Genomic DNA, 12,447 nt, shown 5'->3' with positions numbered 1-12,447 from the left:
TTGTCTGAGTTGACCTATCGGTAACGGAATTTTTTGAAAGGAATTTTCGATGATAAGCACCCAAAAGAACCTCTGTTTAGGCGTAATACTGTGCAGTGGTTTATTGCTGGCAGGATGCCAGAAAACCGCACAGACCCGTTCGCAAGAAGACTCGCCAGCGACCACCGTACAAGCTCCCCCTCAGCAGATCAGCGTGTCCCCGCCACCACAACCGGTTGCCGCAGAAACCAAAACCAGCAAGATTGGCCTTTGCCAAAGCGAGTTGGCCTCACTCAAGCAGGTTAATCCGAAGGCTTACGCGGTCAAACAGGCCAACTTTAACCGTCTGGTGAACAATGCCTCGGTTTATAGCGCGGTGCGCGGCGATGTCAATTCGACAACCAAAGACACTCTTGATGCGTTGTACAAATACAAGACCAATCAGTTATGTGCCGAGATCGAACGTGATGTCCTGCAAGGCCTGATCCAGAGAGGGGAAAGCGTGAAATGAAACGCAGGATATATTGCGGTGCCTTGTTGACGTTGGCGTTGCCGCTAGGAGTCGTAAGGGCTGAGGAGGCGGTTAATCCCGATGCCCATGCGTTGAATTCACTGGACGCGATCACACGCCAGGTGGATGAGGCTCCGGCACTCCTGTTTCTGACGCCTTCCCAACTGGATACAGCAGAACCTGCAAGACCCAAAAGTAGTAAGCCTGCCGGCAGCAAACCTAACGCACTGGTAAAGTCGGCGGATGAGAGGGGCAGTGAGCGTATTCGCGAGATGAAGACGCTGCAGGCAACCATCAATCAGCTGAAAGCCAAAGTCACCAGCCAGGAAGCGGCTCTTGAACAGTTGCGTAAAGCGCAATCTCAGTCAGCGGGTTCTTCAGCAGAGTTGGCGCGTCTGCAACAGGCCATTGAGCAAAGCCAACGTGAAAATGCGCGGCTGCAGCAGCAGCTTGCCGCACAGGCCAAGGAAAGCGAGCGTCAGATGCAGCAAATGAAGCTGCAACAGCAGGAGCAACGTAACAGTTCGCAATTGCAGCAACAATTGGCAGCGCAAACCAAAGATAACGAACAAAAAGCGCAACAGATCAAGCAACTGCAGCAAACGTTACAGCAAAATCAACAGGCCATTGCCCAACTGCAGAACCAGTTGTCAGCCCGTAGCAAAGAGAATGAACAGAAGTCCCAGCAGGCGATGGCGAAGCTGCAGGAGCAACTGGCTGCCCAGACCAAAGACAGCCAGCAGAAAGCTGAGCAGGTGAAACAGTTGCAGCAGGCTGGTGCCAAGTTGCAAGAGCAACTGACGGCGTATGCTAAAACTGGCGATGAAAAAGCCCAGCAGGCCAAGCAACTGCAGCAAAATCAGCAGGCGTTGGCGAAGCTGCAAGAGCAGTTAGCCACCCAGACCAAAGACAGTGAATACAAAGCCCAACTGGTCAAACAGCTGCAAGATCAACTGACGACGCGCAACAAAGAATCGGCGCAAAAAAACCAGCAGGCGATGGCGAAGCTGCAAGAACAGCTGGCTGCCCAAACCAAAGACAGCGAGCAGAAAGCCCAACAAATTAAGCAGTTGCAGCAGGCCAGCGCCAAGCTGCAAGAGCAACAGATCGCGGCTCAAACCAAAACTACCGATGAAAAAGCCCAGTTGGCTGCACAGCTACAGCAAAACCAGCAGGCGTTGGCGAAGCTGCAAGAACAGTTGTCTGCCCAGACCAAAGAGCGTGAGCAAAAGGCCCTGCAGGTAACACAGCTGCAAGATCAACTGGCTGCGCGCAGCAAAGAGAACGAGCAGAAGACCCAACAGGCGATGGCGAAACTGCAAGAACAGCTGGCTGCCCAGACCAAAGACAGCGAGCAGAAAGCCGAACAGGTGAAGCAACTGCAACAGGCGAGCGCCAAGCTGCAAGAGCAACAGATCGCGGCTCAAACCAAAACTACCGATGAAAAAGCCCAGTTGGCTGCACAGCTACAGCAAAACCAGCAGGCGTTGGCGAAGCTGCAGGAACAATTGTCTGCCCAGATCAAAGAGCGTGAGCAAAAGGCCCTGCAGGTAACACAGCTGCAAGATCAACTGGCTGCGCGCAGCAAAGAGAACGAGCAGAAGACCCAACAGGCGATGGCGAAGCTGCAAGAACAGCTGGCTGCCCAGACCAAAGACAGCGAGCAGAAAGCCGAACAGGTGAAGCAACTGCAACAGGCGAGCGCCAAGTTGCAGGAGCAGTTGACGGCACAAGCCAAAGTTAACGATGAAAAAGCCCAGTTGGCTACACAGCTACAGCAAAACCAGCAGGCGTTGGCGAAGTTGCAGGAACAGTTGGCTGCCCAGACCAAAGAGCGTGAGCAAAAGGCCCTGCAGGTAACACAACTGCAAGATCAGTTAGCGGCTCGCAGCAAAGAGAACGAGCAGAAGACCCAACAGGCGATGGCGAAACAGCAAGAACAGCTGGCTGCCCAGACCAAAGACAGCGAGCATAAAGCTGAACAGGTGAAGCAGTTGCAACAGGCGAGCGCCAAGTTGCAGGAGCAGTTGACGGCACAAGCCAAAGTTAACGATGAAAAAGCCCAGTTGGCTACACAGCTACAGCAAAACCAGCAGGCGTTGGCGAAGCTGCAGGAACAGTTGGCTGCCCAGACCAAAGAGCGTGAGCAAAAGGCCCTGCAGGTTACACAGTTGCAAGATCAGTTAGCGGCGCGCAGCAAAGAGAACGAGCAGAAGACCCAACAGGCGATGGCGAAACTGCAAGAACAGTTGGCTGCCCAGACCAAAGACAGCGAGCAGAAAGCCGAACAGGTGAAGCAACTGCAACAGGCGAGCGCCAAGTTGCAGGAGCAACTGACCGCGCAAACCCAGAACCTTGACGAAAAAGTCCAGCAGTTGAAACAGCTGCAGCAAAACCAACAGTCGTTGGCAAAACTGCAAGAACAGCTTGCCGCTCAGACCAAAGACAGTGAGTTGAAAGCCGAACAGGTGAAGCAACTGCAGCAGACCAGCGCCAGGCTGCAGGAGCAGTTGACCGCGCAAACCAAAGATAATGAGCAGAAAGCGCAGCAAGTGATGCAGCTGCAACAAAATAAGCAAACCGTCGCAGAGTTGCAGGCACAGCTAGTTATCCAGACCAAAGACAGCGAGCAAAAAGCCGAGCAGGTGAAACAGTTGCAACAGGCCAGTAGCAAGCTGCAAGAGCAACTAGCCGCACAAACCAAAGCCAATGATGAGAAAGCGCAACAGCTGAAACAGCTGCAACAAAACCAGCAAGAGCTGGTCAAGCTGCAGGCTCAGTTAGCTACTCAGGCCAAGGACAGCGAGCAGAAAGTGCAGCAGGTCAAACAACTGCAGGAACAGTTAGCCGCTTCCAGTAAGGATAATGAGCAGAAAGCCCTGCAGGTGAAGCAACTCCAGCAAGGCCAGCAAGAGTTGGCCAAGTTGCAGGCTCAACTGGCTGCAAAGGCCAAGGATAGCGAACAAAAAGCGCTACAGGCCAAGCAGTTGCAGGAGCAATTGGCGCTGAATAACAAAGATTTCGTGCAACAAGCTCAGCAAATGAAGAAATTGCAGCAAGAGCTGCTAACGTTGGCGAAACTGCAAGACCAACTGACCGTGCAGACCAAAGACAGTGAACAGAAAGCGCAGCAGATAAAGCAGCTGCAAGAACAGTTGACGGTTTATGGCAAAGATAACGATCAGAAGGCTCAGCAGGTTAAACAACTCCAGCAAAGCCAGCAGGAATTGGTGAAGTTGCAGGAGCAGTTAGCCGCTCAAACCAAAGACAGTGAGCAGAAAGCCCAGCAGATTGCTCAGTTGCAGCAGGCGAGTCAGCAGGAGAGAGCCAAGCTGCAAGAGCAGTTAGCTGCTCAGACTAAAGACAGCGAGCAGAAAGCGCAGCAGATCGCCAAGTTGCAACTGGCGAGTCAACAGGAGAGCGCCAAGCTGCAGGAGCAGTTAGCTGCTCAGACTAAAGACAGCGAGCAGAAAGCCCAGCAGATAGCCCAGTTGCAGCAGGCGAGTCAGCAGGAGAGTGCGAAGCTGCAAGAACAGTTGGCAACTCAGACCAAAGACAGCGAGCAGAAAGCCCAGCAGATCGCCCAGTTGCAGCAGGCAAGTCAGCAGGAGAGCGCCAAGCTGCAAGAGCAGTTGGCGGCACAAACCAAAGATAATGAGCAGAAGGCGCAGGATCTCGCCCAACTGCAGCAAAAGCTGACTGCAGCCGAGAAAAAGCAAACGGCTGGCACGTCCGTGGTCACGGAGCCTAAAACGCAGGTGGAAAAACGCGATTATGCGATCGGTACCGCGTTGGGTAATGACATCCTGGATTTGCTCAACAGCAAAAAGACGCAGGGTGTAGACGTGAACCGCCAACTGGCACTGGCAGGGGTAACCGATGTGATCAATGGCCAGACCAAACTGGCCAAAGAACAGATTGCCAAAGCCTTGTATGAAAGTGAGTTGGAGCTGAACGATCAGCATAAAAAGATCAAACAGCAGAACGAAAAGCAAGGCAGCAGCTATATCGATAAGTTCAAGAAGCAGCCACGCGTTGTTCAGTCTAAGCAAGGCTTCTATTACCGCATCGACTATGTTGGCGATAGCGTGATTGGTGAGGGGGATACCGTCGCCGTGGTGGTTAAAGAGAGCTTGACCGACGGTAAAGTGATCAAGGATATGGATCTGGCCGGGACGTCAATTTCGCAGCCGCTGAGCGCCTATCCACCGCTGTTCCGTGAAGCGCTAGGCAAGTTGAAGAACCACGGTAACATGACGCTGGTGGTGCCACCTGAACTGGCCTATGGCGAGAAAGGCATGGCACCGGATATTCCACCGGGCGCGACCATGGTCTATAACGTACGCATCCTGGATGTAATACCGGCCTCCGAGCAAAAAGCTCCATAACCCTATAACAAACCCGCCAGATGATTGGCGGGTTTTTTTCTATCTGAACCATGCTGGGGACTGGCAATGCCCCAGTGTGGTGCAGAACCCGGTTTTACCTCTTCATCCATTCCCATCTTATCGTTAACTTTCATTATTTTTTAATCAATTAGACTGATAACACACCGCTTGTTCTGCCTGGCCCGTTTTTTGCTGTAGTTGCAGTAGTTGATATTGAACGCAGTTAACCGCAGGTAGGAGCCACGATGAATTTCAGACGCTTGAAGTATTTCGTAAAGATCGTCGATATCGGCAGCCTGACTCAGGCGGCGGAGGTGTTACATATTGCGCAGCCTGCGCTGAGCCAGCAAGTTGCCACCCTGGAAGGGGAACTGAAACAGCAATTGCTGATCCGAACCAAACGAGGAGTGATGCCCACGGAGGCCGGCAATATTCTTTATGCGCATGCGCAAACCATTCTTCAGCAGTGCGAGCAGGCCCAACAAGCGGTGATCAGCAGTGGGGAAACGCTGGCTGGGCAGGTGGCGGTCGGCCTGGTGCAAGGTAGTGCGGCCTCGCAGTTGGCGCTGCCGCTGTTGCAAGCGGTACGCGATCGGCACCCTGGGATTTTGCTGAGCCTGCATGAAAATATCGGCAATACGTTGAGCCAACAGGTGGCGACGCAGGCTCTGGATATGGCGGTCATGTACGGGCAGAACATGCCGCCGAACCTTAGCGTCACTGCGTTGGCAAAAGAAGATTTGTATCTGGTCGCAGCAAGAAGCATCCCTCATCCGGGCAACAGCATCGATTTATCGGCGGTGAGCCGGTTTAATCTGTTCTTGCCGCGGGAGGGGGACGTGATGCGCGACCTGGTTGATGAGGCTCTGGCGCTGCGCCAACTCACGGCGAATGTCATTGGTGAGATCGAATCCCACAGTATGCTTTGCGCCGCTATCGCTAGTGGAATGGGGGCGACGATCCTGCCAGAGTCGCTTGCCAGGGCGACGATCGGCCCAGCCAAGGCTTGGATGATCCGTCTCAATGCGCCAGCGCTTTCGGTACCGCTGGCGTTGGTGGTTTGCGGCCAAAAGCCGCTCACTGCGGCGGCGGGAGCGGTGAGGGAAATCCTGCTGGAAATTACCGCCAGCCATCATCAGCCGACGCGAGTGCTGGCTTTGGCGCTGTAGGGGCGCCGCATGCGGCGCCAGTCCTTTGTATCAGCGGAACGGAGGCTCGTTGAAGGTGCGCAGTTTGCGTGAGTGCAGATGTTCACCTTCAGCCCGCAGCAGGTCGATGGCACAAATCCCGATCTGCAAGTGTTCAGAAATCGCGCCTTCGTAGAAACGGTTGGCCTGGCCTGGCAGTTTGATCTCTCCGTGTAGCGGTTTATCAGATACGCACAGCAACGTGCCATAAGGCACCCGGAAGCGATAACCCTGTGCCGCGATGGTGGCGCTTTCCATATCGACGGCGACGGCGCGGCTGAGGTTAAAGCGCAGCGCGGAAGCCGAATAGCGCAGCTCCCAGTTGCGATCGTCGGTGGTGACCACCGTACCGGTGCGTAACCGCTGTTTTACCGCTTCTCCCGGCATACCGCTTACCGTTTTGGTGGCGTCATACAGCGCGCGCTGAACTTCCGCGATGCTTGGGATTGGGATATCCGGTGGCAGAACTGAATCTAAGACATGATCGTCACGCAGGTAGGCGTGGGCCAACACGTAATCGCCAATCGACTGGCTTTCTCGCAGGCCGCCGCAGTGGCCAATCATCAGCCAGGCATGGGGCCGCAGCACTGCCAGGTGATCGCAGATGGTTTTGGCATTGGAAGGGCCAACACCGATATTGACCAGCGTGATCCCCTGGCCATCGTTGGCGATCAGGTGATAGGCGGGCATCTGGTGGTTCTTCCAGGCCAGATCGGACACTGTCTGCTCTGGATTTGGCGTTTCTGCCGTCACAAAGTTCCCGCCAGCGCAAGACAGTGCGATATAGGGGCTGGCCGGATCGGCGATCTGGCTACACGCCCAGCGGACAAACTCATCAACATAGCGTGTGTAGTTGGTAAACAACACAAAGTGCTGAAAATGTTCCACTGGCGTGCCGGTGTAATGCCGCAGGCGGGCCAGTGAGAAATCGGTCCGCAGTGCGTCGAAATGGGAGAGTGGAAAATGGTTGGCAAAAGGAGACAGGCCGTCTGCATTTTCATCGCCAATCTGCGCCAGTTCGGTGGTGGGGAAATGCTTGGTAAGCCCGGCACTCATGGTTCTGTCCAAGGCCAGATCGGAGCCGTCAATCACATAAGGGAAGGGGATCTCTTGTTGAGAGGGAACGACTTCGATCACGGCGGCATATTCACTGGTCAGCATTGCTAGCTGTTCGGCAAGATAAGGGCGGAACAGCTGCGGCCGGGTGATGGTGGTGGTGTAGCTGCCAGGCCGGGTAAAACGGCCATAGGCGCGAGTTCTTGGATGATCGGGGTGTTCACCATCCCAGCGTACACGTAGTTCCGGGTAGGAAAACAGCCCCGAGGCACGGGCCTGCGCCTCGGGTAGGGTACCATCCGCGATAAATTGTTTGATGGCAGCGCGCAAGGCGTTGACCGATGCGTCATACAGAACTTCGAGTTGGTCGAGGGCTTGCAGGGCAGTCAGCGACGTATTGTTAGGGGTATTCATTGTTTTTCCTCGGTTCTTGCGATACCCCAGCATAGCGTAAAGCGTTGGCCGAATGAATCTATCTGCAACTGCACTTGTGTGAAGTCGCTATAAGTCTCAGGGACCTTTATTGCTGACAAAACCGTAATCGGCTCGTGGCGTTGGGGCGTTGCATACTGCGCCCGCTTGGATAATAAATGGAGCAGATTGGGTGCCAGGATAGCGTTTATCTCCATGAGGTTTCTGTTGTTAAAGCTGATTGTGTCCAGCTATGATGGAGCGCTGAGTCTGCAAAGGGCGGGCTCAGAAGTAGGCATGGCGTCTGGTTGATGGGCGCGGTGCGTTTGACCTAGGGAGACATAGGGATATGGAGCAGGGAGCTTCCAGCCAGACACCTGGCTATTTACGTTTTACGCCAGGGCAGCCACTCTCGCTTTGGCACCGCTGTGTTGCCCGCTTGCTAGTGCACTTCTACTATTCTTCCCTGAAATTCATGACGCCGAACGGGCAACGTATCGATCCGTTGGACGGCAAGATACCAACGCTGCTGCTAGCCAGCCATCGCAACGGAGCGACGGACGGTTGGGTATTCAACCAACTTTTGCCCGTCGCGCAGTTTCTCACCTCGGTTCAACTGCTGCGCTCGCGCTTTCTGCGGTTAATGTTCGCAGGGATCCCAGTCGTTCGTGATAAGGATCGCCAGCGTTATGGTTATAGCCGCGCTCAGGCGGGGAACCCTATTGTGCATGCTATCGCTCATCTTAAGCAGGGAGGCAGTGTGATCGTCTTCCCCGAAGGTACCAGCGAATGGGGGCCAGGGCCGCAACCCTATTATCCTGGAGCGGCGAAAATTATCCGGCGGCTGATGCAGGATAAATGTCGTTTTCAGGTAGTGGTTGCCGGTTGCTTCTATCGGGCTCCGGATCGCGTTGGCTCTGGCGTCGAACTGATGGTGGGTGAACCTCTGGTTCTGCCTGAGCAGGGCGATGTCAGCGCAGTAGAGTGGGAGCAGAGTATTCAACAGTGCCTGAGCCAGGCGTTGGACAGCGTCTCTGTTAACTGCCGTGATGAACATATGCTGGCTCAGGTGGAAGCGCAGGCCTGGAATTCTCTCCGTGATGGGGATTCTTTCGCACGGGCGTTTAAGCAGGCAGAGCAGCAGACGTTAAGTGAGCCTGTTGTCGCTGCCCCGCAGGTAACTCATTCTTTATGGGATCAGCTGTTATGGCGGCTGTTCATCCTCACTCTGTTACCGGTGTGGCTTGCTGGCTGGTTGACAGGGCGCCGCGCCGATGGCCGCAATACCACCACCTTTTTCCGCCTTGCTGGTGGTTTCGCCATGGCGCTGGTTTGGCTCCCCTGTTTGTTGATAGCCGTGATGTTTTATCCTTGGTTGTTGCTGCTTTATGGTGCGGCCGCGTTAGGATGGCTGCGGCGGGGTAAATTTGCAGGAGGCAAAGCTTGAATAGTCGTATCGAACCTTATCCAGGGGCAGCCAAGCATGGCGTGAGGTTCAGCTATCGCTGCTACCTTGGGGTGATTGCTCTGATCTTGATGGCCGGGATAGTTAGCGCCATCCGCCTGGGGGACCGCCAGTTTATTATCCCCGGTGCGTTTGGCCTGTTTGCCCTGTGTTTGCTGTTCAAAGCCACCTATTCCCGTTCGGAACGTTGGAAAAGTTGGCTTGGGGTGATCCAGTTTGCCTGCAGTTGGCTGGTTTTTCCGCTATTCAAGGCGATCCACCTGGTGACACAGAGATCCTTTGATACCGAGTTACTGGCGTTAGACCGCGCACTGTTTGCAGGCGTTGGCGCGACTGAGCGAGTCCGCGTGCTCGAAAATTACTGGCTTTCGGAAATCCTGAGCCTGTGTTATCTCGCCTTTTACCTGCTGATACTGGTGCCAGTGATCGTTTATGCCGTTAAGCGTAAAACGCAGGCCAGCCGTGGCTTCTTCTATGGTTTGATGCTGATGTATCTGTTTGGTTTTATCGGCTATGGCCTGATCCCTGCCGCTGGCCCTTACCTGCAATTCCCCGAACTCTTTACCTATCCGCCGCTTGGGGGCGCGATCACTGGTTTTCTGGTGGGCCTGGTTGCACAGGGAGGGACCGGGATGGATGTGTTCCCCAGCCTGCACTGCGGTATCAGCCTGTATATTCTCGGCTATCTGCTATTGCAGCGGCACTGCTGGATAGCCTTGCTGATCTTCCCCGTTGTTGCCGGACTGGTCTTGGCAACGCTCTATCTGCGCTACCACTATGGCATCGATCTGATGGCGGGGACATTACTCGCCAGCTCGGTGCTGGCGTGGTTGCGCAACTGCGGTTATTTTCGTCACGATGCCACGCTAAGGATATAGCACATGCACGTAGCAACAGATTTTACGTTGGTCTTTTCCGATGTCCGTGCCACCGAGCTGCAACTGAGCGGGGGGAAAGGTGCCTGTCTGGCACGCCTTACCGCTGGTGGTTTACCGGTCCCCCCAGGGTTTATCGTTACCAGCGGGGCATACCGCCAGTTTCTCGCCCCTCTAAAATCACAGATCGCCGCTATTTTGCAGCAGAGTGACAATGTCGCCGCGCAGAGTCAGAGTATTCAGCAACTGATTCGCGCACAACCTATTGATGAGGCGCTGTCGCAGCCGATTGTCGAACGGTTGCAGGCAATGGGGGAGGAGCACTGGGCAGTTGCCGTACGCTCGTCTTCCACCTTTGAGGATTTGCCAGGCGCCGCCTTTGCCGGGCAGCACGATACTTTCCTCAATATACATGGAATGGCAGAAACCCTCACAGCGCTACGGGATTGTTACGCCTCCTTGTGGCATGAGCATGCGATGCTTTATCGCTCTCGCCTGGGTCTTGCCCACCTGGATGCCTCAATGGCGGTGGTGGTACAGAAGATGGTGGAGATGACGGCAGCAGACAGTGCGGGGGTCGCTTTCTCGATCGATCCTGTGCAGGGCGATCTGAACCGGGTGCTGATTAATGCCTGCTTTGGGCTGGGCGAATCGGTGGTCGGGGGAGAGCAGGAAATCGATGAGTTCCGCGTAGCGCTACCAGACTTTACTGTGGTGGAGCGCAATATCGGGCACAAACGCGAGATTATCCTCAAGGATACTCAAGGGGTTAAGCATCTGGCACTCTCTGCCGAGCAGATGGGGCAACCCTCGCTGACCGATGCCCAGTGCCAGATGGTGGCAAAAATGGCCCGGCAGGCGCAGACATTCTTTGGTTTTCCACAGGACATCGAGTGGGCGTTTTCTGCCGGAGACTGCTATCTGCTGCAATCACGGCCAGTGACCTATGTACCTGAACGCTGGACGCGTGATGAGTCCGCAGAGCGCTTCCCCAATGCGGTGACCCCGCTGACCTGGGATCTGGCCGAAGAGGGTTTCCATGAATCGCTGAACTTTTCCTTTGAGTTGATGGGCCTGCCGCACTTTGGTGGTAAGTGGTTTGCTATCAAGAATTTCTATATTTATGGCAATCAAAATGCGGTAGAGCTCTATGCGGGCGGCATGCCGGGGGGCATCAGCTCTATCGAACAACTGCAGGTGGCACTCCCTGAGCTGGCCAGGCGCTACTCTTGGGTTCAGGAGTTACCTGTTTTCTGGATGCGCGATCTGGATACCTACCTGTTAGAGATCGGTGCACTGCTACGTGAAGACCTTTCTGCCCGCAAACTGGATGAGTGTTGGCAATACGTACTGAACGTGCGCGATGCTGGTAAACGCTACTTCCTGCCTAATATTGCCATTTCACTAACTCAGCGCACATTGTATGCCGTGCTCTACCAGATCCTGAACATGTCGCTGGCGCCAACGGAGGCCAAAGCGATGTTTGACCTGCTGCTGTCGGTTTCCGATACCAAAACCGGGCAGGTGAATGCGGAGCTTTGGGAGCTTTCCCGGCAGATACGCAATGACGTGGCCTTGCAGCAGGCGTTTGAACAGTTGCCTTCAAGAGAGTTGGTCAATCAACTGCACGCCTACCCGGTATTTGAGGCACAGCTGACGCAGTTCCTGCAGCGCCATGGTCACCGTGAGCTGGACTTTGATGCCTACTATCCAACCTGGCTGGAGGCACCGCATATCGTGCTCGATCAGTTGAATATGCTGGTGGAGCTGGCCGATGAAGATTTGGCTGGACAGGCGTTGAATGCCAAGTTGGCGGCCTCGGCGGCACAGCACCAGTTTTTGAGCCAGGCCCCGGAAGGGATGCGTTATTTTATTGAAGAAGTGATCCGTCTGGCCCGAGTTTATACCTACCTGGACGATCTGGAGCATTACCAGACCACGCGCCTGACGTTGCCGTTCCGCAAAGGGATCAAAGAGGTGGGGGAAAGACTGGTGGCGCGTGGGGTATTGAGCGAGGCCAGCGACATCTACTTCGCACCGTTCAACGTGATTGATGAAGCGGTGAGGCAGGATCGGTTTGAACCACTGGCACACGCGGTGCGAGATAACAAGGTGGGCTGGCAACAGGCTAAGCGGCAAAGCCCAGCGTGGAATTTCGGCGAGCAGGCCAATCCGGAAGACATCCCGACCGGCAACGAGTTGAAAGGCTTGGCGGGTAGCCCCGGCACCATTGAGGGCGACGTGTTCCTGATCCACAGCCCGGAAGATTTTGCCCTATTCCCCAAAGGGGCGATCCTGGTGGCGCGCACCACCAACCCGGCCTGGACGACGCTGTTTTATCGTGCCAGTGGCGTCATTACCGAAAGCGGCGGGCCGCTATCTCACGGGGCAGTAACGGCACGTGAGCTGCAACTGCCCGCCGTAATGAGCGTCAAGGGCGTGATGACCCGTTTGGAAAACGGCATGCGTGTTCGGCTGGATGGTAAGACCGGAACGGTCAGTGTGTTGTAAGTTGCTCGAAAGAAAGCCCATTTAAATGAGTAAATGGGCCTTTTTCTACCCGCCATAAATCCCC

At 54.9% G+C, this 12,447-nt stretch carries 7 protein-coding genes; 6 read left to right on the top strand and 1 reads right to left on the bottom strand.

Annotated features, from left to right (window positions below; genetic code table 11):
- Positions 1 to 49 precede the first annotated feature (49 nt).
- From JHD74_RS05220 to nac, 3 genes are all read left to right on the top strand, one after another.
- A complete protein-coding gene (locus JHD74_RS05220) occupies positions 50 to 490 on the top strand; it encodes a hypothetical protein (protein WP_024528157.1) in 441 nt (146 codons plus the stop codon).
- Positions 487 to 4,878: an FKBP-type peptidyl-prolyl cis-trans isomerase N-terminal domain-containing protein gene (locus JHD74_RS05215; RefSeq protein WP_199061936.1), complete on the top strand. Its 4,392-nt coding sequence runs from the start codon at positions 487 to 489 to the stop codon at positions 4,876 to 4,878. Before JHD74_RS05220 ends, JHD74_RS05215 begins: the two co-directional genes overlap by 4 nt.
- Before the next feature lie 245 nt (positions 4,879 to 5,123).
- Positions 5,124 to 6,047, top strand: a complete 924-nt coding sequence (gene nac / locus JHD74_RS05210; RefSeq protein WP_199061934.1) for a nitrogen assimilation transcriptional regulator NAC — start codon at positions 5,124 to 5,126, stop codon at positions 6,045 to 6,047.
- A 30-nt stretch (positions 6,048 to 6,077) separates the two neighbouring features.
- Here the strand turns inward: nac and JHD74_RS05205 are convergent, their stop codons facing one another.
- Entirely contained in the window at positions 6,078 to 7,535 is a 1,458-nt protein-coding gene (locus JHD74_RS05205; protein WP_024530891.1) for an AMP nucleosidase, read from the bottom strand.
- 346 nt (positions 7,536 to 7,881) lie between these two features.
- On the opposite strand from JHD74_RS05205, the gene JHD74_RS05200 reads away from it, so the two are divergent.
- The 3 genes from JHD74_RS05200 to JHD74_RS05190 are packed head-to-tail and all read left to right on the top strand — an operon-like array spanning position 7,882 to position 12,383.
- Positions 7,882 to 8,979, top strand: a complete 1,098-nt coding sequence (locus JHD74_RS05200) for a hypothetical protein (RefSeq protein ID WP_074031555.1) — start codon at positions 7,882 to 7,884, stop codon at positions 8,977 to 8,979.
- A complete protein-coding gene (locus JHD74_RS05195) occupies positions 8,976 to 9,875 on the top strand; it encodes a phosphatase PAP2 family protein (protein ID WP_199061932.1) in 900 nt (299 codons plus the stop codon). Before JHD74_RS05200 ends, JHD74_RS05195 begins: the two co-directional genes overlap by 4 nt.
- Positions 9,876 to 9,878: 3 nt before the next feature.
- Complete coding sequence (locus tag JHD74_RS05190) at positions 9,879 to 12,383, top strand: PEP/pyruvate-binding domain-containing protein (protein WP_199061930.1); 2,505 nt, start codon at positions 9,879 to 9,881, stop codon at positions 12,381 to 12,383.
- The last annotated feature ends 64 nt before the right edge of the window (positions 12,384 to 12,447 follow it).

Origin of the sequence: Serratia sp. ASV30 (genome assembly GCF_016428815.1) — a bacterium.
In the GTDB taxonomy this organism is placed as follows: Bacteria; Pseudomonadota; Gammaproteobacteria; order Enterobacterales; family Enterobacteriaceae; genus Chania; species Chania fonticola_C.
Note: the sequence above shows the minus strand (reverse complement) of the source record. Positions and strands in the feature narration are given on the sequence as shown.

What these genes read in the sequence shown, in the direction of transcription:
- JHD74_RS05220 (WP_024528157.1), top strand. Translation starts at nt 50, where the DNA reads ATGATAAGCACCCAAAAGAACCTCTGTTTAGGCGTAATACTGTGCAGT.
- JHD74_RS05215 (WP_199061936.1), top strand. Translation starts at nt 487, where the DNA reads ATGAAACGCAGGATATATTGCGGTGCCTTGTTGACGTTGGCGTTGCCG.
- JHD74_RS05205 (WP_024530891.1), bottom strand. Translation starts at nt 7,535, where the DNA reads ATGAATACCCCTAACAATACGTCGCTGACTGCCCTGCAAGCCCTCGAC.
- nac (WP_199061934.1), top strand. Translation starts at nt 5,124, where the DNA reads ATGAATTTCAGACGCTTGAAGTATTTCGTAAAGATCGTCGATATCGGC.
- JHD74_RS05200 (WP_074031555.1), top strand. Translation starts at nt 7,882, where the DNA reads ATGGAGCAGGGAGCTTCCAGCCAGACACCTGGCTATTTACGTTTTACG.
- JHD74_RS05190 (WP_199061930.1), top strand. Translation starts at nt 9,879, where the DNA reads ATGCACGTAGCAACAGATTTTACGTTGGTCTTTTCCGATGTCCGTGCC.